Source organism: Massilia endophytica (assembly GCF_021165955.1).
Lineage (GTDB): Bacteria > Pseudomonadota > Gammaproteobacteria > Burkholderiales > Burkholderiaceae_D > Rugamonas > Rugamonas endophytica.
The window spans coordinates 4,067,592-4,088,094 of the sequence record NZ_CP088952.1; the positions used below are offsets into that span (position 1 = coordinate 4,067,592).

Sequence of the window (20,503 nt, forward strand, 5' to 3'; positions counted from 1 at the left end):
TTACTTCAGAAGTTGCTGGTAGACGGCGGCAGTCCTGCGCGCCGTTTCGCGCCAGGTCAGGTCCACGGCGCGCACTTTCCCCGCCGCGATGCAGCGCTTGCGCAGTGCATCGTCGCGCGCCATTTCCAGCATGGCGGCGCCCAGTTCTGGCGTGGAAAGCGGATCGATTTCGAGAGCCGCGCCGCGCGACACTTCCGGCAGCGAGGTGGTATTGGCCGCAATGACGGGCACGCCGGAGGCGAAGGCCTCCACCACCGGAATGCCGAAGCCTTCGTACAGCGAAGGGAAGACGAACACGCCCGCCCCCGCGTAGAGGTGGCGCAGCTGCTCATGGCTGGTGAGGCTGCTCAGCCACACCACGTTCTCGCCGTTCTGCTGCGCGGCCTTGATGCGCGCCACCGTGCCCTCGGAACGCGCCCCGGCGGCGCCCACGACCAGGAGCTGGCGCTGGGCGCGGATGCTGGCGGGCAGCGCAAGATAGGCTTCCAGCAGGCGGTCCACATTCTTGCGCGGCTGGATGGTGCCTACGAAGAAGAAATAACCGGGCCGCAGTTTGTACTCGGCCAGGGCGGCGGCCACCGCTTCCGGCGCGGGCGCTTCCAGCCATTCATCGTCCACGCCGCAGGGAACGACGCTGATGCGGCTCTCGTCCACGCCGAAGGCCGTCACCAGCTCGGGAATCGTGTAATGCGTGTGCGCGATCACGCGGTCCGCCTTGCGCGCGGCCCTGGCCTGCAGCCAGTTCTTCAGGCCGCGCAGGCGAGGGTTGCACCACTCGGGATGCACGATGGGCAGCGCGTCGTGCAGGGTGGCCACCACGGGCCTGTCCATGCGCACGATGCGGTAGTCGGTGGCGTGGAAGAGATCCACATCCATGTGCTGGCGCCCCGGTGTGACCAGGTCGCGCAGGGTGGCAAGCGGGAAGGACGAAGGCATCGGCTTGCCGACCGTGAGGCTGGCGGCGGGACCGAAGGAGTAAGGCTGTACCGCGCATCCCACCTGCGGCAGGTAGCGCAGCAGCGCGCGGCTGTAGACGCCGATTCCATCGAGGCGGCCGCCGGTCAGCCCGGGTTCAGTCGTCGTCGTGGAAAGGCCGATGCGCGGAATGGCTGCGGCCTGGCTCACGCCTCGTACATCCAGCGCAAAGTTTGTTCGAGCGGCGGCGGCTCGATGGCGCCTACCACGGAGGCCAGGCGGCGGTTGTCGCCCGTCAGGCGCGCCACCTCGTTTGCGCGCACGAAGGCCGGGTTCACGAAGACATCGATCCTGTAGCCCGCGATGCGCTCCATCATTTCCAGCGCCTCGCCAAGGGACCAGGCCTTGCCGGAGCTGATATTGAACACGCGGCCAATGGCCTCGGGAGCTGCCAGCAGGTGGCGGTAGGCGGCGGACACGACGCGCACGTCCGAGAAATCGCGCCATACGTGCAGGTTGCCCAGCTCGATGCGCGCTTCCTTGCGGCGGAAATGGGCAACGATCTTCGGCAGCAGGAAGTTCTCGTGCTGGCCCACGCCCGTGTAGTTGAAAGGCCGCACCATGATGATGGGCAGCTTGTCCATCCACAGCTTCGCCATGTATTCCATGGAGAGTTTGCTCACGGCGTAGTCGTTGGCCGGGGCGGCGGGAACATCCTCGTGGATATTTTCGACGTCCGTATTGCCGTAGATATTGGCGCTCGATGCGAGCAGCACGGCGGAAGGCTTCTTCGGCAGGACCGCCAGCGCTTCCAGCAGGTTGCGGGTGCCCACCACGTTGACGCGGTAGATCTGCTCGATGTCCGAGTGGGCAACGAAGGCGATGGCGGCGAGGTGCACCACCACGTCCGGCTGCACCTGCTGCACGGCAGCCGCCACGGCGGCGCGGTCGGTGAGGTCGACCGCGATCATGTTTTCCGCGTGCGCATGGCCAGGCACCGAAGTGCCGAAGACTTCGTAGCCCGCCAGGCGCAGCTCCCGCGCCACGTAGTCGCCGGTGAAGCCGGCCAGGCCGGTCACGAGGGCGCGTTTGCCTGCGCCTTCACGCGCCGGGGAGAGCAGCTCCAGGCGGCGCGTCATGGTCAGAAGGAGAAGCCTGCGGTGTTGCGGCGGATATCGGCTTCCACCATCATCTGGCACAACTCTTCCAGCGAGGTGTTCGGCTTCCAGCCCAGTTCCTTCATGGCCTTCGAGGGATCGCCGATCAGCAGGTCCACTTCCGCCGGACGGTAGAATTTCGGGCTGATGCGCACCAGCACCTTGCCGCTCTGGGCGTCATGGCCGGTCTCGTTCTCGCCGCTGCCCTGCCACTCGATGGCGATGCCCGCGGCCTTGAAGGCCATGGTCACGAAATCGCGCACGGTCTCGGTGCGGTTGGTGGCCAGCACATAGGTGTCCGGCTTGTCGGCCTGCAGGATGCGCCACATGCCTTCCACGTATTCCTTGGCGAAGCCCCAGTCGCGCTTGGCGTCCAGATTGCCCAGCTCCAGCACGTCCAGCTTGCCCAGCTTGATCTTGGCGACGGAGTCGGTGATCTTGCGGGTCACGAATTCGCGGCCGCGCAGCGGGGACTCGTGGTTGAACAGGATGCCCGAGCTGCCGAAGATGCCGTAGGACTCGCGGTAGTTCACCGTCATCCAGTGGGCGTACAGCTTGGCCACGCCGTAAGGGCTGCGCGGGTAGAAAGGCGTGTCTTCCTTTTGCGGAATGGCCTGCACCTTGCCGAACATCTCGGAAGTGGAGGCCTGGTAGAAGCGGATCTTCGGATTGACGATGCGGATGGCTTCCAGCAGGTTCACCACGCCCACGCCCGTGATTTCGGCGGTGGTTACGGGCTGTTCGAAGGACACGCCCACGAAGCTCTGCGCGGCCAGGTTGTAGATCTCGTCGAAGTTCCCCTGCTGCAGCAGGCGGATGGAGGTGCCAAGGTCGGTCAGGTCGAATTCGACCAGCTTCAGCTTCGGATGGTTCTGGATGCCCAGTTCCTCGATGCGCCAGAAGTTGACGGAGCTGGTGCGGCGGAAGGTGCCGCTGACTTCATAGCCCTTTTCGAGCAGCAGCTGTGCGAGATAGGCGCCATCCTGGCCGGTAATGCCCGTGATCAGGGCGCGCTTGGTCGTTTGCATAGATTCGGTATCCAATGGAACTTTTGACAATATAGCCCGACATTGTAACAGAGGCATCCCGCCCGTTTCACCGTGGCGGGAGGGCATTACAAGAGTTACATCTTGTTACCGGCAGCCCGTGTCAGCCGAGGCCCACGCCCCGCGCCATCATGGCGGCGGCGATGGGGATGAAGGCCGCGATATGGATCTCGATCATGACGAAGCGGCGAACCTGCTGCAGCTCCGCGGCGGGCGGCTGCCAGCCCGCATCGGCCTTCAGGCGCTTCTGCCAGCGCAGGATGCGCACGGTCGGCACGATGGACAGGAGGCCCACCGCCGCGAACAGCGCGATCTTGGTCCAGAAGACGGGATTCTGCAGATAGAACTCCGATCCCTTCGCGCCGTGGAAGACCCGCGCGAAGCCGACGATGATGAGCGCCACGGCCACCAGGCCATACACCGCATCGATCACGCCGAGGCGGCGCAGAGCCACCGGGTTCACCGCGTAGCGCACGAGCATGAGCTCCGCGGTGAGCACGGCGAACAGCCCGAAGGCCAGCAGGTGGTGGACGCTTGCGAGAACCAGGTCGGCCGTCATCCCGCTCAGCCCTTGCGCTGGGCGACGATATCCACCACGCACAGCGCCGTCATGTTGACGATGCGGCGCACGGTGGCCGATGGCGTCAGGATATGCACCGGCGCGGCGCAGCCCAGGAGGATGGGGCCGACCGCGATGCCGTTGCCCGCCGTTTTCACCAGGTTGTAGGCGATGTTGGCCGCCTCGATGTTCGGCATCACCAGCAGGTTGGCGTCGCGCTCCAGGTCGGAGTCCGGCATCAGCTTGCGGCGCAGCTTGGAGTCCAGCGCCGTATCGCCGTGCATTTCGCCGTCCACTTCCAGTTCCGGCGCGCGTTCGCGCACCAGGGCCAGGGCGGCGCGCATCTTCTGCGCCGACTCGCTGTTGGAGGAGCCGAAGTTCGAGTGCGACAGCAGGGCCGCGCTCGGGTGCAGGCCGAAGCGGCGCATCTCCTCGGCCGCCATGATGGTGATCTCGGCCAGCTGGTCCGCCGTCGGATTCTCGTTGACGTGGGTGTCCACCATGGCCACCTGGCGCTCAGGCAGCACCAGCACGTTCATCGCCGCATACACGTTGGCGCCCGCGCGCTTGCCCAGCACCTGGTCGATGTAGTGCAGGTGCAGCTGGGTGGTGCCGAAGGTGCCGCAGATCATGCCGTCCGCGTCGCCCTTCTTGATCATCATGGCGCCGATCAGGCTATGGCGGCGGCGCATTTCCAGCTTCGCATATTCCTCGACCACGCCCTTGCGCTTGGTGAGCTCGTAGTAGGAGGTCCAGTAGTCGCGGTAGCGGTCGTCGTAGTCCGGGTTGATGACGTCGAAGTCCACGCCCTGCTTCAGGCGCAGGCCGAACTTCTGGATGCGGCTTTCCAGCACGGGCGGACGGCCCACGAGGATAGGACGGGCCAGGCGCTCGTCCACCACCACCTGCACGGCGCGCAGCACGCGCTCTTCTTCGCCTTCCGCGTACACAATGCGCTTCAGGTCCGGATGCTGGGCCTTGGCCACCGAGAACAGGGGCTTCATGAAGGAGCCGGAGCGGTACACGAATTCCTGCAGGCTGTCGGCGTAGGCTTCCAGGTTGTTGATCGGGCGCGATGCCACGCCCGATTCCTCGGCCGCCTTGGCCACGGCCGGGGCGATCTTGATCAGCAGGCGCGGGTCGAATGGCATCGGGATCAGGTATTCCGGGCCGAAAGCCAGGTTGGTGAAGCCGTAGGTGGTGGCCACGATGTCCGACTGCTCGGCGTGCGCCAGTTCGGCGATGGCGTGCACCACCGCGATTTCCATTTCGCGCGTGATGGTGGTGGCGCCGCAATCGAGGGCGCCGCGGAAGATGTAGGGGAAGCACAGCACGTTGTTGACCTGGTTCGGATAGTCCGAACGGCCGGTGCAGATCACGGCGTCGCCGCGCACGGCCTTCACTTCTTCCGGCAGGATCTCGGGCGTGGGATTGGCCAGCGCCAGGATCAGCGGGTTCGGGGCCATCTGCTTGACCATGTCCTGCTTCAGCACACCGCCGGCGGAAAGACCGAGGAAGATGTCGGCATCGGCGATCACCTCGCCCAAGGTGCGGGCCGGGGTGTCGCGCGCGAAGCGCTCCTTGTCCGGGTCCATGAGCTCCTTGCGGCCCTTGTAGACCACGCCGGCCAGGTCGGTGACGTAGATGTTCTCGAGCGGGAAGCCCAGGTCCACGATCAGGTCCAGGCAGGCCAGCGCCGCGGCGCCCGCGCCGGAGACCACCAGCTTGCATTCCTTGATGTTCTTGCCCACCAGCTGGATGCCGTTCAGGATGGCGGCGCCCACGATGATGGCGGTGCCGTGCTGGTCGTCGTGGAAGACGGGAATCTTCATCTTCTCGCGCAGCTTGCGCTCGATGTAGAAGCACTCGGGGGCCTTGATGTCTTCCAGGTTCACGCCGCCGAAGGTGGGCTCCAGGGCCGCGATGATGTCGATCAGCTTGTCCGGGTCCTGCTCGTTGATCTCGATGTCGAAGACGTCGATGCCGGCGAACTTCTTGAACAGCACGCCCTTGCCTTCCATGACGGGCTTGGACGCCAGGGCGCCGATATTGCCCAGGCCGAGGACGGCGGTGCCGTTGGAGATGACCGCGACCAGGTTGCCCCGTGCGGTATATTTGTAGGCATTGGCAGGGTCGGCAACGATTTCTTCGCAGGGCGCGGCCACACCGGGAGAATAAGCCAGCGCCAGGTCGCGCTGGTTGGTCAGCTGCTTGGTCGGCGTCACGCTGATCTTGCCGGGACGCGGGCACTCATGATATTCCAGTGCGGCCAGGCGCAGCTGCTGTCTCAGTTCTTCTTTCTTCTCGGGGGAGGAATCCATTACCGTACTGCCTTCCGTGTGTGCTGTCTGAAATCCTTCGATTCTAGCAGAGGGGCGTTATCCACAAAACTAGGTATTTTCACCAAGGGTAACAGCCGAATTAAATTTCTATTAAAATCAACAAAATAATAAAAAATTGCAATAGTTCCTGAAAACGACGGAGTCAGCCGATGTCATCGCCAACCCTGAAGAACCTCGAAGCCGCATTTGCGGGTGAAGCCATGGCGCACGTGAAGTACCGCTATTTCGCCAAACTGGCGCGGGCGGCGGGCGCCCCCGAGGTGGCCCAGCTCTTCGAGGAGACGGCTGAACAGGAGGTGCTGCACGCTTTCGGCCACCTGGACCTGCTCTATCCGCGCGACCGCACCACGCCCGCGCGCGCCCTGGAAATCGCCATCGAGGGCGAAACCTACGAGTTCAGCGAGATGTATCCCCAGTTCCGCCACCTGGCGCTGGAGGAAGGCGAACAGGCGGCGGCCGAGGAGTTCCAGGAGCAGATCGGCGAATCGCAGGAGCATGCCGCGGCCTTCCGCCGCATGCTGGAGGTGGCGGCCAAGCGCTTCGGCGCCCTGTCCAATGTGGAAGAGCGCCACGCAAAGAACTACCGCGCGGCCCTCGCCAAACTGTCGGGAGAATGACGTGAAGACCTTCCAGTGCGTGGTGTGCGGCTTCATCTACGACGAGGCGGCCGGGCTGCCGGACGAAGGCATCGCCCCCGGCACCGCGTGGGCCGACATTCCCGAGGACTGGTCCTGCCCCGACTGCGGCGTGGCCAAGCGCGATTTCGAGATGGTGCAGATCTGACCATGCTCTCCGAATTCGGCCTGATACGGCAGTATTTCGAACGTGCGAAGCCGCAGCGCGCGGTGCTGGGCATCGGCGACGACTGCGCGCTGCTGGCGCCCACGCCGGGCATGCTGACGGCCATCTCCTCGGACATGCTGGTGGAAGGCCGCCACTTCTTCGCGGGCGAGGATCCGCGCCGCCTGGGCCACAAAAGCCTGGCCGTGAATCTCTCCGACCTGGCGGCCATGGGCGCGCGCCCCGTGGCCTTCACGCTGGCCCTGGCCCTGCCGGAGGCGAATCGCGAATGGCTGGAAGGCTTTTCCGCTGGCCTGTTCGAACTGGCCGACCTGCACGGCTGCGAACTGATAGGCGGCGACACCACCAAGGGCCCGCTCAATATCTGCGTCACCGTGTTCGGCGAACTGGAGCCGGGCCGCGCCCTGCGGCGCGACGCGGCGCGGGCCGGTGACGATATCTGGATCTCGGGCACCCTGGGCGACGCGCGGCTTGCACTGGCGGGCTACCGGGGCGAATACGCACTGGACGCGGCGCAGCAGCAGGCGGCTGGCCGGCGCATGCACCTGCCCACGCCGCGCGTGCAGCTCGGCATGGCGCTCGCGCAGCAGGGCATCGCCCACGCCGCCATCGACATCTCGGACGGCCTGGTGGGAGACCTGGGCCACATACTGGAGCGCTCGGGCATGGGAGCCACGCTGGATGTGGACGCCCTGCCCGCCGGGCCGGTGCTCGCCACCCGCGACATGGCCATGCGGCGCGCCTTCACGGCAGCGGGCGGCGACGATTATGAACTGTGCTTCACGGCGCCAGCTTCGGCGCGCGATGCCGTGCTGGCCGCGGGACTGGCCACGGATACGGCCGTGACCCGCGTGGGCCGCATCGAGGCCGAAGCGGGACTGCGCCTGGTGGATGCACAAGGCTCCCCCCTCGACCTGGCGCTCGCCAGCTTCGACCACTTCGCTTCCTGATCAATTTGCCGTTTCGGCATCGCCCGCGCGGCGTTCGCTGCCGTGCATCAGCCAGTAGTGGTTGAAGGCCTGGCGGATATTGTCGCGCAGCTGGGTGTCGTCCCAGGGCTTCGTGTAGAAGCGGTAGATGGCGCCGCGGTTGATGGAATCCAGCATCGCTTCCAGGGCCGTGTAGCCGGAGAGGATGATGCGTATCGTATCCGGATACATGTCCTTCACCTTGCTCAGGAACTCGGTGCCGCTGGTGGTGGGCATGCGCTGGTCGCACATGATCACCTGCACCGGATAAAGCGCCAGCAGCTCGAAGGCCTCGTTGGGCGTGGAGGCGGTGAGAATGCGGTAGCCGTCGCGCCGGAACAGGCGGTGCAGCGAGGAGAGCACGTTCACATCGTCATCGACCAGCAGCAGGGTCTGCGGCGCTTCCTCCGCCTCGGCCGGGTCGGGAGGCAGCCCCGTTCCCGCCTCCACCAGCGCGCCCATGTCCGCCCCGCTGAGGGGACGGCTGAAGTAGTAACCCTGGATCTCGTCGCAGCGGTTGCGCCGCAGGTATTCGAGCTGGGGCCGCGTTTCCACGCCTTCGGCGATCACGCGCAGCTTCAGGCTGTGCGCCATGCTGATGATGGCCAGGGAGATGGCGGCGTCGTTCGGATTGGTGATGATGTCGCGCACGAAGGCGATGTCGATCTTCAGCTTGTCGATGGGGAAGCGCTGCAGGTAAGCCAGCGAGGAATAGCCGGTGCCGAAATCGTCGATCGCGACCTGGATGCCGATCTCCTTCATGCTCTTCAGCACAGCAATGGTGCGGTCGGCATTCGACATCAGGGCGCTTTCCGTCAGCTCCAGCTCCAGCAGCTCCGGCGGCACCCGGTGGCGGGCGAGCGCCTCCTTCACTTCCTTCTCCAGGTCGCCCTCCACCATCTGGCGGCTGGCGACGTTGATGGCCACCTTCACCTGGCCGACGGGTGAGCTGATCCAGGCGGCGATCTGGCGGCAGGCGGCGTCGATGATCCAGGAGCCCACGCGCACGATCAGCCCCGTATCCTCCAGAACACCCACGAATTCGACCGGCATCACGATGCCGTGGCCTGGGCGGTTCCAGCGCAGCAGCGCCTCGGCCCCGCTCACACGGCCGGTATGCAGGTTCACCTTGGGCTGGAAATAGAGTTCGAGCTCGTCCTGCTCCAGGGCGCGGCGCAGGGCGATCTCCATGTCCAGGCGCGCCAGCACCTGGGCATTCATGCCCGCCGTGAAGAAGCGGTAGCAGTCGCGGCCCGCCTCCTTGGCGCGGCCCATCGCCGTGTCGGCGTACTTCACCAGGGTTTCGGGATCGGTGGCGTCGTCCGGATACATGGCGATGCCGATGCTGGCCGTCAGCGTGGCGGGATGGCCGTCCAGGTCGAAGGGCACGCGCAGGGCCTCGCGCACTTCGGTGGCCATGTCCACCGCCTCCTGCTGCCCGCGCGTGATGGCGAGGATCAGGCCGAACTCGTCGCCGCCCAGGCGGCCCACGGTGTCGCGGATGCGGGCGCACTGCACCAGGCGGTTGCTGAACTCGCGCAGCAGTTCGTCGCCCATGGCGCCGCCCAGCGAATCGTTGACGCTCTTGAAGCGGTCCAGCGCAATGAACAGCACCACGATGCGCCACTCCTTGTCGCGCGCCAGGTCCATGGCGTCGGCCAGGGTGCGGTAGAACAGTGTGCGGTTGGGCAGGCCGGTGAGGCTGTCGTAATGGGCCATGTGCAGCAGCTGCTCCTCGGCCACGCGGCGCTCGGTGATGTCGCGCGCCACGCAGATCAGGGTGGGCCGGGCCGCATCGCCGTCCTGCTGCATCTGCCAGTACAGCTCGACCGGCACCAGCGATTCGTCGCGCCGCCGCAGTTCCGCTTCCACCAGCTCGGGGCTGCGCGCCTTGTGCTCCTCATGCCTGTGCGCGCCCGCATAGCGCTGCAGGGCCTCGCCGCTGCCCAGGCCCAGCGCCTCGGGCTGCGCGCCAAGCAGCTCGGAGCGCCGGTAGCCCAGCATGCGGCAGGCTCCGTCGTTCACGTCCACGATGGCCAGGCTGCTGCTGTCGAACAGGAAGATGGCGTCGGCCGTCGCGTCCATCGCGCTGCGGAAGCGCTGCAGCTCGGCCGTGCGTTCGCGCACCGTGTGCTCCAGCAGGGTGTTGTAGTCGCGCGCCTGGCGCTGCATGAGCCGTACTTCCAGCAGGTTGCGGATGCGGGTCAGCACTTCCACCGGATCGAAAGGCTTGCTGACGAAATCGCGCGCGCCCGCGTCCAGGGCGGCCTGCTTCTGGTCCGGCTGGGCCGTCACCACCAGCACCGGCAGATAGCCTTCCGGCTCCAGGGGGCGCAGCGCCTTCATCACTTCGAAGCCGTTCATGCCGGGCATGTGCAAGTCGAGAATGATGATGTCGTAGTTGTGCTGCGCGTGCCAGTCCGCCACCACGCGCGGGTCGTTGGTGGCGCTCACCTGCTGGTAGCCCGAGGAAGACAACAGGTATTCCAGCAGCTGCACGTTGACCTGCTGGTCGTCGACGATCAGGATACGGGCATTCAGCAGGTCTGCCTTCTCGATCATGACGTTTCCTTTCCTTGCTTGCGGGAGGCCAGCCAGGACATGGTGCTGTTGATGGCCTCCGTGAATTCATCGATGTTGATCGGCTTGATCAGGTATCGGAAGAATCCTGCCGCAAGTCCGCGTTCGACGTCGCGCGGCATGGCGTTGGCCGTGAGGGCGATCACGGGAATATGGGCTGTGCGCGAATCGGCGCGCAGCACGCGCAGCGCCTCCAGGCCGCTCATGCCCGGAAGGTTCACGTCCATGAGAATGATGTCGGGCTCGTGGGCGCGCGCCATTTCGAGCCCCAACTGAGCGTCCGGCGCGGTGAGCAGGCGCAGGCCGGGCCGGTAGCTGATGATCTGCTCCACCAGCTTGAGGTTGGCGGGATTGTCCTCCACATAGAGCACAGTGGTGCTGTCCGCGTCGTGCACGGCGGGCATGGCGGGCGGAGGCTCGCTGCCCAGGTGCGCGGCGACGGGGGTGGTGCTCTTCATCTCGATCCAGAACATGCTGCCCACGCCCACGCTGCTGGAGACGCCGATGCTGCCGCCCATCAGCTCGACCAGTCGCTTGGTCACCACCAGGCCGATGCCCGTGCCCTCTTCCGCCCCTGTTTCCTGGCCCAGGCGGTTGAATGGCTGGAACAACATGTTGAGCTGCTCGGGCTTCAGGCCCATGCCGGTGTCCTGCACGGAGAGGCGCAGGCTGCCGGACGAAGGCTCGCTGCAGTCCACCACCACCGCCCCGCCCTCGCGGTTGTATTTAATGGCGTTGGACAGGAGATTCAGCAGGATCTGCTTCAGGCGTGTGCGGTCGGCCTGCACGGCGGTCTGGCAGTGCTCAGGGAAGAGGATGCGGATGCCGCGCTGGGCCGCCAGCGGCTCCATCATGGTGCGGCATTCGGCCAGGATGTCCTGCATCTCCACCGGCTCCATCGACAGCGCCACCGTGCCCGACTCGATCTTGGCCAGGTCGAGGATCTCGTTGATCAGCGCCAGCAGGTGGCGGCCGGACTTGAGGATATGTCCCGCGAACTCCTTCTTCTGCTCCAGTGTGGAGGGCAGCTTGTCCGAGGTAAGGATCTGGGCGAAACCGAGGATGGCGTTGAGGGGCGTGCGCAGCTCGTGGCTCATCGACGAGAGGAAGGCGGACTTGGCCTGGTTGGCGCTGCGGGCCTCCTCCATCGCCATGGCCAGCTCGCCGTTGGCCAGCTCGAGCTGCATGGTCCTTTCGTGCACGCGCTGCTCGAGCTCCGCGTTCAGGCGCAGCACTTCCTGCTGCGCACGCGCCTGTTCCGCATTGGACGATTCCAGCTCGCTGGTGCGGCTCTGGATCTCGGACAACATCTTGTTGAAGGCTTCCGCCAGGTCCGCGATTTCGTCCTTGCCGATGCGGTCCGCGCGGCGCGAGAAGTCGCCCGTCGCCACCACCTCGCGCGCCACGCTGGCCACGCCCATCAGCGGCTGCGTGATGACGTGGCTCAGGCGGCGCAGCACCAGGTACGCCGTGCCCACCGCCAGCACGGCGCCCAGCACGCCGATCACCAGGTAATCGAAGAAGCGGCTCAGCATCTCGTACTCCGCGTCGAGATAAACCGTGCCAAGCAGCTCGCCGTTGTCGTAGATGCGCTTGTACAGCACCAGGCGCCGGCCCGCGAAACTGAAGCCCTCTTCGCTGGCCTGCTGCGGAATGGCCGCCGCGCGTCCCGCCACCACGTAGCTGGCGAAGAGCGCGCCGCGCGCATTGTAGATGGCGCCCGCATACATCTTCGGCCGCAGGCGCAGCAGGCCAAGGTTCTCGCGCGCCAGGCGGGGATCGTCGAAGGCCAGGGCGGGCGAGCTCATATGGCCCAGGAGTTCGGCCTGGGTCTCCATGTCCGCGCGGATGCTCTGGTGGTAGGCATGCAGGTCGTAGGCGATGGTCACGCCGATGGACACGAACAGCGCGGCCAGCGTGGCCACCATTACAATGGCCAGCAGCTTATGGTGGACTGAACGCAAACGTATCATGCGCCCTCCTGCTGCACGCGGTAGGCGACGGCCAGCATGCGCGCGCTCACGCGCAGGCCCGCCGACGCCGCGGCCTTGAGCGAGACTTCGAAGCGCAGGCGCTCCTCGGCCACCACGAAGTTGATCACGCTGCCCATGCCGAACACTTCTTCCCGGTCCGATACGGTGAGCACCGGCTGGCCCTTGTACTGGGCCAGCATGTCCTGGGCCACGGCGCGGTCGGCGCCCAGGAAGAGAATGTGCAGCGGCGCGCGGGGCTCGCCCTTCTTCAGGCGCTGCACCTGGACGGGGCGGCCGTTGATGCTGCGTCCCGCCACCGTGCGTTCCAGCTGTTCGGCCAGGGCGTCGTCGCCCGCGATGCCGATCACCAGGGGGCTGTCGGGGCGGGCGAAGCTGCCCTCGGGCCACTCGATGAAGCCGCTGAACTTGTAGAGATAGGCGGCCTTGACCTGGCGCTCCAGGCCGCCGGACTGCGCAGGGGCGAGCGCCGGCACGATCGCAAGGACCAGCAAAAGCCATGCCCAACGCAAGGGCCGCAAGCAGCTGTGTGCAGTCACCATACCTCGCCAGTCAGCGGCCGGGTGGCGCCACCCGGACCTGGAAAGCATTGTATCGTCCAGCTCGAATCGGGCGCGCGACATTGCGCCCTGCCGGACCCGCAACTTTTTTGCCGTGCGCGTGGCCGCTTGGCGGGCGGGCGCGCTAGAATGGCTCCATCGCAGTCTTTGCCAAAGGAGCCACACGTGAGTACGGACATCAACGAACTGGCGGCCCAGGTGGGCCGCGCCTTGCAGGAAAAAGGCATGCTGCTGGTGACCGCCGAATCGTGCACCGGCGGGGGCGTTGCGCAGGCCATTACAGAAATCGCCGGCTCCACCGGCTGGTTCGACTGTGGCTTCATCACCTATTCCAACGCCTCCAAGACTGAGCTGCTGGATGTCCCTGCTGCCATGATGGCACAATTTGGCAGCGTGAGCGAGGAAGTTGCGGCCGTCATGGCCCAGGGCGCGCTGGGGAACAGCAATGGCCATGTGGCGGTATCCACCACCGGCATCGCCGGTCCAAGCGGCGCGGTGCCTGGCAAACCTGTAGGCACGGTGTGCTTCGGCTGGGCCAATGGCGACACCGTGCACACCGAGCGCCTGGTCTTCTCGGGCGACCGCCATGCGGTGCGCGAGCAGACCGTGATCCACGCCCTGCAAGGCCTGCTCCGCTTCATCAACTGACTTGGGCAGCCGCCTGCGCGCCGCCGCAATCGCCGTCCTGGCGCTGGCCGGCCGCGCGGGAGCGGCGCCCCTGGTGGTGTACGCCGCGGGCGACATCGCCGACTGCCGTTTCAGCCGCCCCGCCCACTCCGGCGCCGCCGCCACGGCGGCCCTCATCGGGCCCGACGCCCAACTGGTGCTCACGCTGGGCGACACCACCTATCCCAATGGCCTGGAGGCCGAATTCCGCGACTGCTACCACCCGTCATGGGGGCGCTTCAAGGCCATCACCCGTCCCGTTCCCGGCAACCACGAGTACTACAGCGGCAAGGCGGACGCCTACTACGCGTATTTTGGTGCGGCGGCCGGTCCGCGCGGGCGCGGATATTACAGTTTCGACCAGGGCGGCTGGCACTTCGTCGCCCTGAACAGCCACCTGCAGAGGGCAGAGGAGGAGGCCCAGCTCCTGTGGCTAAAAGACGACCTGGCGCGCCATCCCGCGCGCTGCACGCTCGCCTATTGGCACGCTCCGCTGTATAGTTCCGGCGGGCACCCGCCAAACCCGCGCATGCGCGAGGCCTGGCGCCTGCTGCATGCGGCGGGGGCGGAACTGGTGCTGTCCGGCCATGACCACGACTACGAGCGCTTTCCGCCCATGGATGCGGACGGCCGGGAAGACGCGGGCGGACCGCGCCAGTTCGTGGCAGGTACGGGCGGCGCCTTCCTCACCCCTTTCCGCCTCGTGCGGCCGCGCAGCGAGGCGCGCAGCAACAGCCATCTCGGGGTATTGCGGCTGGAGCTGAGGGAAGATGGTTACGACTGGGAGTTCCGGACCGTGCCTGCGCGGGGCAATCCGGATGTCCCGGAACAGGAAGCGGGCGATCGCGGCTCGGCCTCCTGTCACTGACAATAAGCGATTCGGGAGTCTTATTCGATGCAAAACACGGTTCACTTCATCCTCCAGGGCAAAGGCGGCATTGGCAAGACGCTGGTCTCCACCATCCTGGCGCAATGGCTCAAGACCCGGGACGGGAGCCCGCTGCGCTGCTACGACACAGACCAGGAAAACCCCACCTTCTCGCGTTACAAATCCCTGAACGTGAAGCACGTGCCGGTGATGACCGAATCGCGCACCATCGATCCCAAGCGCTTCGACTCGCTGATGATCGACATTTTGGAAGAAGACGGCAACTGCGTCATCGACAACGGCGCGAACACCTTCTCGCCGCTGGTGGCCTACCTGATCGAGAACGACTGCTTCTCGCTGCTGGAAGAATCGGGCCGCAAGGTCTACATCCACACCATCGTGGGCGGCGGCGACACCCTGCACGACACGGCCATGGGCTTCGTCTCCACGGCCAAGTCCACCAATGTGCCGCTGGTGCTGTGGCAGAACGAGCATTTCGGCCTGCTGCAATCGGCCTCCGGCAAAGCCTTCCTCGATTCGCAGACCTATGCGGAGAACTCCGGCCGGGTGAAAGGCCACGTGGTGCTCGCCCAGCGCAATGCCGACACCTTCGGCGCGGACCTCAAGAAAATGAACACGGCGCGCCTGACGCTGGACGAAGTGAAGGCCAGCGACAAGTTCAACGTCATGGAAAAGCAGCGCATCAAGGTCATTTTCAAGGACCTGTTCGAGCAGCTGGACAAGGTGGACTGGTAATGGCCATGGACCAGCACAAACTGCGCAGCCTCGTCTTCGAAAAGACCGGCGTCAAGGTCGACGTCGACGATCCCATCTTCGCGCTGGTGGCGCTGAACGAAGCGGTGCTGGCCGACGCGGTCGAGCGCCACATCGCCCAGATCGACGCCGCCTCCCAGGAGCTGACGGCGCTCGCGCGCCAGGCGGGCGGCCTGCCGCAGCCGGGGCGCGGCAGTTCCGAATTCGAAGAAAGCGAGCCGGCGCGTCCGGCAGGCTTCCATCCCGCGCCAGCGGCGACGGTGAAGCCCATCGCCACCCAGCACCCCCTGTTCACGCCGCGCGAGCTGCGGCTGATGGCGGTATCGGCCGGACTCTCGCTGCTGGCCGCCCTGCTGGTGGTCGGCCTGCAGGCCATGTTCTCCAAGCCCGCCCCGGCGCCGGTGGTGCAAACCACGGCCCTGAGCTCCGAGCAGATCGCCGCCATCGCCACGGGCGAAAAATACAACAAGATCCTCCCCCGCCTCGACCCCAAGACCCGCGCCGCCCTCCAGGCCGAAATGGCCAAGCCCTGAATTTCTTAAAGGGGACAGACCCCTTTAAGCAACACCCTGAGTTTCCTAAAGGGGTCTGTCCCCTTTAAGAAATGTGCTAACATTTGAATAGGTATTCAAATGTTGAAGATGAGTTATGTCTCCCGATAACGCCTCGGTCGCCCAGCTGGCCGATCTGTTCCACCTGCTTGGCGACCCGACCCGCCTGCGCATCGTCCTGGCCTGCGTGGCGGCGCCGATTGCGGTGGGGGATATCGCCGCCGCCCTGGATCTGAGCCCTTCCCTCGTCAGCCACCACCTGCGCCTGCTGCGCGCGGCCCGCATCGTGAAGTCGGAGCGCCAGGGCAAGCAGGTGTTTTATTCCGCCGCCGATGCGCATATCAGCGGCGTCCTCCACGATATGCTGGAACATATCGCCGAACCCTCCACCGGAAGCGAAGCATGAGCGGCCATCACCATCATCACGGACATGGCCACGACCATGGACATCACCACCACGGCGATCCCGCCGACCATGGCCGCGCCTTCGCCATCGCCATCACGCTGAACGCGATTTTCGTGGCCGTGGAATTCGGCTATGGCTTCGTCGCCAATTCGACCGCGCTCATGGCCGATGCGGGCCACAACCTCTCCGACGTTCTGGGCCTGATGCTGGCCTGGGGCGCAGCCATCCTCGGCAAGCGCCAGCCCACGGGCCGCTATACCTACGGCCTGCGCGGCAGCTCGATGCTGGCCGCACTCTTCAACAGTATGCTGCTGATGCTGGCCTGCGGCGCCATCGCGTGGGAGGCCGTGCAGCTGCTGCTCGACCCGGCGCCAGTGCAGGGCGCCACGGTGTCCATCGTGGCCGCCGTGGGCATCGCCGTGAACGGCATCTCGGCCTGGCTGTTCATGGCGGGCAGCAAGCATGACCTCAATATCCGCGGCGCCTACCTGCACCTGGCCGCCGATGCGGCCATCTCGCTCGGCGTGCTGGTCTCGGGCCTGGTGGTGATGTATACGAACTGGGTGTGGCTCGACCCGCTGGTGAGCCTGGCCATCGTGTTCATGATTTTGCTGGGCACCTGGTCCCTGCTCAAGGAGTCGCTGCGCATGGTGATGGCGGCCGTGCCAGCGAATGTGGACGCGGGCGAAGTCGAGGCCTTCCTGCGCCGCTGCAAGGGCGTGACGGAAGTGCATGACCTGCATATCTGGCCCATGAGCACCACCGAAACGGCGCTCACGGCCCATCTCGTCGTGCCGTCAGGCTATCCCGGCGACCGCGCCATCGACGAGATCGCGCGGCAGCTCAAGGAGAAGTTCGCCATTCACCATACGACCTTGCAGACCGAGGAAGGCACCACCGAGCATGCCTGCTGCCTGCAGGAGCCGGCGGAGCAGCACGGCCACGACCACGACCATGATCATCACGATCATGGCCACCATCATCACTGATCCGCGAGTCCCGCGAACAGCTGCGTCGACAGGTAGCGTTCGCCGAACGAAGGAATGATGACGACGATCGTCTGTCCTTCGTTCTCGGGCCTGCAGGCCACCTGCAGCGCCGCCCACAGCGCCGCGCCGGACGATATGCCGACCAGCAGGCCTTCTTCCCGCGCCGCGCGCCGTGCATATTCGAAGGCGTCTTCGTTCTTCACGCAGATGATCTCGTCGTAAATGTGCGTGTTCAGCACCTTGGGCACGAAGCCCGCGCCGATACCCTGTATGGGGTGCGGCCCTTTCACGCCTTTCGACAGGATGGGCGAGGCTTCCGGCTCGACCGCGATGCAGCGGAAGGACGGTTTGCGCTCCTTGATCACTTCTCCCACGCCGGTAATGGTGCCGCCCGTACCCACGCCAGCGACGAGGATGTCGGCCTGGCCGTCCGTGTCGCGCCAGATCTCTTCGGCCGTGGTGCGGCGGTGCACTTCAGGATTGGCGGGGTTGTTGAACTGCTGCGGCATGAGATAGCGCGGATCGGATGCCGCAATCTCCTCGGCCTTGCGGATGGCGCCCGCCATGCCTTCGCTGCCGGGCGTGAGTATCAGTTCTGCGCCGTAGGCGCGCAGCAGCATGCGCCTTTCGCGGCTCATGGTCTCGGGCATGACCAGCGTGCAGCGGTAGCCGCGCGCCGCGCACACCATGGCGAGGGCGATGCCCGTGTTGCCGCTCGTGGGTTCGATAACGATGGTGTCGGAACGGATCTGGCCCGCCTGTTCGGCCGCCTGGATCATGGAGAGCCCGATGCGGTCTTTCACGCTATGGGCCGGATTGTAGAACTCCAGCTTGGCCAGCACCTGCGCCTTCGCGCCGGCGGCCATGCGGTTGATGCGGACCAGCGGCGTATTGCCGACCAGTCCCGTGACGTCGTTTGCAATATTCATGGCGTGGTCTCCGCACGGTGTGTGGGGAGACCAGTGTACGCCTATTTCGCGCTGACCAGGCTGACGTCGAAGATGAGGGTCGAATTGGCGGGAATGAGGCCGTTACCCATGTCGCGCGCGCCATAGGCCAGCTCGGGCGGAATGATCAGGGTGCGCTTGCCGCCCACCTTCATGCCCGCGATGCCCTGCTCCCAGCCCTTGATGACGCGGCCCGCACCAAGCTTGAATTCGATGGCCACGCCGCGCTCGAGCGAGGTGTCGAACTTCTTGCCCTTGCCGTCCTTCGCCTCGGGCTTGTACAGCCAGCCCGTGTAGTGCACGCGCACGGTGTCGCCGCTCACGGCTTCGCGGCCCTTGCCGACCTGGGTGTCCTTGACGATCAGCTGCGGCGCGGCAGGTTCGGCTACCGGTGCAGGTTGTGCAGGTTCGGCCTGCGCGGACTGGGCCCCCGCTTCAGGCTGGGGCGGCGTCTGGGTCTGCGCCTGGGCAGCCGCGCCGACGAGCAGCGCGAAGATCAGTGCTGGTGTTTTCATTGGCTTGCCTTATTTGATGGTGACCAGCTCCACTTCGAAGGTCAGTGCCGAATTCGGCGGGATATTGCCCTGGCCGCGCGGGCCGTAAGCCAGGTCCGACGGAATGATGAGGGTGCGCTTGCCGCCTTCCTTCATGCCGATCAGGCCCTGGTCCCAGCCCTTGATGACCATGCCGCGGCCGACCTTCACTTCCAGCGGCTCGCCGCGCGGAATGGAAGAGTCGAACTGCATGCCGCGCATATTGCGCGCCAGCGGGCGGTAGAGCCAGCCCGAGTAATGCACGAGCACCGTGTCGCCGCTGGCGACGGGACGGCCTTTGCCTTCCACGACATCGGTGATGATCAGCTGGTCCGCCGCGGGGCCCGGCGCGGCGGAGCCGACAACGACAGGCGCCGGAGCGGCCGGTGCAGGCGCCTGGGCCTGGGCGGCGGCAGCGGTGCAAAGGAAAGCGAGCAATACGGAGAATCGGGTCATGATATCTTTCTTCTGATTTCTGAGGCGGCATCATGATAGCAAATCACAGCCCCAAACTATTTTTTGCGCTCTGGCCGGACGATGCGGTACGCAGCGCGCTGGCGAAGCTGCAGGCGCCCGTGCAGGGCCGCCTGATTCCGCCGGAGAAGCTGCATCTCACGCTGGCCTTCCTCGGCCACCAGCCCGCCGAACGGCTGCCCGTGCTGCGGGGGATTCTGGAGAGCCTGTCCGTGCCGCCTTTGCGGCTGGAGATCGACTGCTACGGATATTTTACGAAGCCGCGCATTGCCTGGGCAGGCATGTCGCGCATTCCTCCGGAGCTGAACATGCTCTACGAGGACCTGATGGCGAAGCTCGGCGAAGAAGGTTTCGCGCCCGCCACGCACGGCGCCTTCCGCCCCCATATCACGCTGGCCCGCGAGGCGAAGGCGGCGCCGCCCAGGCAGCCTTTCGAAGCGGTGATATGGGAAGTGCGCGAAGCCGCGCTGGTGGAGTCGGTTATGGCGACGGGACAGTATCTGCCGCTGGCTCCGCGCTGAGCGGCGCCTGCTCCACTTCGGCCGCGAGCTTGCGCAGCAGGTGGCCGGCCGCCACCATGCCGAAGGTGGCCGTCACCACCATGGCCGAGCCGAAGCCGGCGCAGTTGATGCCCGTGAGGCCGCCCTGCTGCGGCGCCTTGTCGTCGCCGTCCACGCTGCACACCTCGCCCGTTTCCGGGAACTTCAGCGGCTCCATGGAAAACACGGCGTCCACGTTCAGCTTGTTCTTCGAGTTGGGCGGGTAGTTGTACTGGCTGCGCAGCCTGCGCCGCACCTTCTTCAGCAGCGGCTCCTGCTCCGTCTTCGCCAGGTCGCGCACTTCGATGCGGGTAGGGTCCGTCTGGCCGCCCGCACTGCCGATCACGATCAGGGGAATGGCCCTGCTGCGGCAATAGTGCACGAGCGCGGTCTTGACCTTGGCGCTGTCCATGGCGTCGATCACGTAGTCGTAGCCGCGCGAGCCGATCATCTCGTCCAGGTTGTCGGCCGTGAGGAAGTCCTCGATCTGCGTCACTTCGCAGTAGGGATTGATCTGGGCCACGCGTTCGGCCAAGGCCGTCACCTTGGCCATGCCCAGAGTGCCGCTCAGGGCCTGGATCTGGCGGTTGATGTTCGATTCGGCCACGTTGTCCAGGTCAATCAGGGTCAGGCGGCCGACGGCGCTGCGCGCCAGCGCCTCCACGATCCAGGAGCCCACGCCGCCGACACCGATCACGCAGATGTGGGCGCTGCGGAAGCGGGCCAGCGCTGCCTCGCCGTAAAGCCGGGCGATGCCGCCGAAGCGGCGCTCGAAGTCGATGTCGTGTTCAGTCATCCCGCCATTTTACCGGACGCTGGCGCAGCGCTTCGTCTACA

Annotated in this window: 22 protein-coding genes; 10 read left to right on the forward strand and 12 right to left on the reverse strand. The window is 65.8% G+C overall.

Going from position 1 to position 20,503, the window contains the following annotated elements:
* The 5 genes from LSQ66_RS18620 to LSQ66_RS18640 form a co-directional block, all read right to left on the reverse strand.
* Positions 1-1,125 carry a glycosyltransferase family 4 protein gene (locus LSQ66_RS18620; protein WP_231766680.1) on the reverse strand — a complete coding sequence of 375 codons (1,125 nt, stop codon included), beginning with the start codon at positions 1,123-1,125 and terminating at the stop codon, positions 1-3.
* On the reverse strand, positions 1,122-2,054 hold the full coding sequence (locus LSQ66_RS18625) for an NAD-dependent epimerase/dehydratase family protein (protein ID WP_231766681.1): 933 nt from the start codon (positions 2,052-2,054) through the stop codon (positions 1,122-1,124). Before LSQ66_RS18625 ends, LSQ66_RS18620 begins: the two co-directional genes overlap by 4 nt.
* Positions 2,055-2,056: 2 nt before the next feature.
* Positions 2,057-3,100 (reverse strand): GDP-mannose 4,6-dehydratase, encoded by a 1,044-nt coding sequence (gene gmd / locus LSQ66_RS18630; protein WP_231766682.1) that lies wholly within the window; start codon positions 3,098-3,100, stop codon positions 2,057-2,059.
* Positions 3,101-3,221: 121 nt separating this feature from the next.
* Entirely contained in the window at positions 3,222-3,677 is a 456-nt protein-coding gene (locus LSQ66_RS18635) for a DUF2214 family protein (RefSeq protein WP_231766683.1), read from the reverse strand.
* A gap of 5 nt (positions 3,678-3,682) precedes the next feature.
* On the reverse strand, positions 3,683-5,998 hold the full coding sequence (locus tag LSQ66_RS18640; RefSeq protein ID WP_269449101.1) for an NADP-dependent malic enzyme: 2,316 nt from the start codon (positions 5,996-5,998) through the stop codon (positions 3,683-3,685).
* A gap of 170 nt (positions 5,999-6,168) precedes the next feature.
* Here LSQ66_RS18640 and LSQ66_RS18645 point away from each other — a divergent pair, with 170 nt between their 5' ends.
* From LSQ66_RS18645 to thiL, 3 genes are read left to right on the forward strand one after another with little or no spacing between them, the layout of a single operon-like run.
* Positions 6,169-6,636: a rubrerythrin family protein gene (locus LSQ66_RS18645; protein ID WP_231766684.1), complete on the forward strand. Its 468-nt coding sequence runs from the start codon at positions 6,169-6,171 to the stop codon at positions 6,634-6,636.
* Position 6,637: 1 nt separating this feature from the next.
* Positions 6,638-6,802 carry a rubredoxin gene (locus LSQ66_RS18650; RefSeq protein WP_231766685.1) on the forward strand — a complete coding sequence of 55 codons (165 nt, stop codon included), beginning with the start codon at positions 6,638-6,640 and terminating at the stop codon, positions 6,800-6,802.
* A gap of 2 nt (positions 6,803-6,804) precedes the next feature.
* Positions 6,805-7,770: a thiamine-phosphate kinase gene (gene thiL, locus LSQ66_RS18655; protein WP_231766686.1), complete on the forward strand. Its 966-nt coding sequence runs from the start codon at positions 6,805-6,807 to the stop codon at positions 7,768-7,770.
* On the opposite strand, the gene LSQ66_RS18660 is transcribed toward thiL, so the two are convergent.
* Genes LSQ66_RS18660 through LSQ66_RS18670 form a run of 3 tightly spaced genes read right to left on the reverse strand, consistent with a single transcriptional unit; the run spans position 7,771 to position 12,853 of the window.
* Positions 7,771-10,350, reverse strand: a complete 2,580-nt coding sequence (locus tag LSQ66_RS18660) for an EAL domain-containing protein (RefSeq protein ID WP_231766687.1) — start codon at positions 10,348-10,350, stop codon at positions 7,771-7,773.
* Positions 10,347-12,341, reverse strand: a complete 1,995-nt coding sequence (locus LSQ66_RS18665) for an ATP-binding protein (protein WP_231766688.1) — start codon at positions 12,339-12,341, stop codon at positions 10,347-10,349. Before LSQ66_RS18665 ends, LSQ66_RS18660 begins: the two co-directional genes overlap by 4 nt.
* On the reverse strand, positions 12,338-12,853 hold the full coding sequence (locus LSQ66_RS18670; RefSeq protein ID WP_231766689.1) for a YfiR family protein: 516 nt from the start codon (positions 12,851-12,853) through the stop codon (positions 12,338-12,340). Before LSQ66_RS18670 ends, LSQ66_RS18665 begins: the two co-directional genes overlap by 4 nt.
* Positions 12,854-13,048: 195 nt before the next feature.
* Here LSQ66_RS18670 and LSQ66_RS18675 point away from each other — a divergent pair, with 195 nt between their 5' ends.
* The 6 genes from LSQ66_RS18675 (at position 13,049) to LSQ66_RS18700 (ending at position 17,173) form a co-directional block, all read left to right on the forward strand.
* On the forward strand, positions 13,049-13,567 hold the full coding sequence (locus LSQ66_RS18675; protein WP_407659536.1) for a CinA family protein: 519 nt from the start codon (positions 13,049-13,051) through the stop codon (positions 13,565-13,567).
* 1 nt (position 13,568) lies between these two features.
* Positions 13,569-14,453: a metallophosphoesterase family protein gene (locus LSQ66_RS18680; RefSeq protein ID WP_231766691.1), complete on the forward strand. Its 885-nt coding sequence runs from the start codon at positions 13,569-13,571 to the stop codon at positions 14,451-14,453.
* Positions 14,454-14,480: 27 nt separating this feature from the next.
* Positions 14,481-15,209 (forward strand): P-loop NTPase family protein, encoded by a 729-nt coding sequence (locus LSQ66_RS18685; RefSeq protein ID WP_231766692.1) that lies wholly within the window; start codon positions 14,481-14,483, stop codon positions 15,207-15,209.
* Between the two features lie 5 nt (positions 15,210-15,214).
* The gene (locus tag LSQ66_RS18690) at positions 15,215-15,760 is read left to right on the forward strand and encodes a hypothetical protein (protein ID WP_231766693.1); all 546 of its coding nucleotides are present in this window, start codon (positions 15,215-15,217) and stop codon (positions 15,758-15,760) included.
* Positions 15,761-15,875: 115 nt separating this feature from the next.
* Complete coding sequence (locus tag LSQ66_RS18695; protein WP_231766694.1) at positions 15,876-16,184, forward strand: ArsR/SmtB family transcription factor; 309 nt, start codon at positions 15,876-15,878, stop codon at positions 16,182-16,184.
* The gene (locus LSQ66_RS18700; RefSeq protein ID WP_231766695.1) at positions 16,181-17,173 is read left to right on the forward strand and encodes a cation diffusion facilitator family transporter; all 993 of its coding nucleotides are present in this window, start codon (positions 16,181-16,183) and stop codon (positions 17,171-17,173) included. The genes LSQ66_RS18695 and LSQ66_RS18700 overlap by 4 nt, the downstream gene beginning before the upstream one ends.
* Here the strand turns inward: LSQ66_RS18700 and cysK are convergent.
* Genes cysK through LSQ66_RS18715 form a run of 3 tightly spaced genes read right to left on the reverse strand, consistent with a single transcriptional unit; the run spans position 17,167 to position 19,109 of the window.
* The gene (gene cysK / locus LSQ66_RS18705; protein ID WP_231766696.1) at positions 17,167-18,102 is read right to left on the reverse strand and encodes a cysteine synthase A; all 936 of its coding nucleotides are present in this window, start codon (positions 18,100-18,102) and stop codon (positions 17,167-17,169) included. The two genes, LSQ66_RS18700 and cysK, sit on opposite strands and share 7 nt — an antisense overlap.
* Positions 18,103-18,143: 41 nt before the next feature.
* The gene (locus tag LSQ66_RS18710; RefSeq protein WP_231766697.1) at positions 18,144-18,635 is read right to left on the reverse strand and encodes an FKBP-type peptidyl-prolyl cis-trans isomerase; all 492 of its coding nucleotides are present in this window, start codon (positions 18,633-18,635) and stop codon (positions 18,144-18,146) included.
* Positions 18,636-18,644: 9 nt separating this feature from the next.
* A complete protein-coding gene (locus LSQ66_RS18715; RefSeq protein WP_231766698.1) occupies positions 18,645-19,109 on the reverse strand; it encodes an FKBP-type peptidyl-prolyl cis-trans isomerase in 465 nt (154 codons plus the stop codon).
* A 32-nt stretch (positions 19,110-19,141) separates the two neighbouring features.
* On the opposite strand from LSQ66_RS18715, the gene thpR reads away from it, so the two are divergent.
* Entirely contained in the window at positions 19,142-19,648 is a 507-nt protein-coding gene (gene thpR, locus LSQ66_RS18720) for an RNA 2',3'-cyclic phosphodiesterase (protein WP_231766699.1), read from the forward strand.
* Here the strand turns inward: thpR and tcdA are convergent.
* Positions 19,608-20,462 (reverse strand): tRNA cyclic N6-threonylcarbamoyladenosine(37) synthase TcdA, encoded by an 855-nt coding sequence (gene tcdA / locus LSQ66_RS18725; RefSeq protein WP_231766700.1) that lies wholly within the window; start codon positions 20,460-20,462, stop codon positions 19,608-19,610. The two genes, thpR and tcdA, sit on opposite strands and share 41 nt — an antisense overlap.
* Between the last annotated feature and the right edge of the window lie 41 nt (positions 20,463-20,503).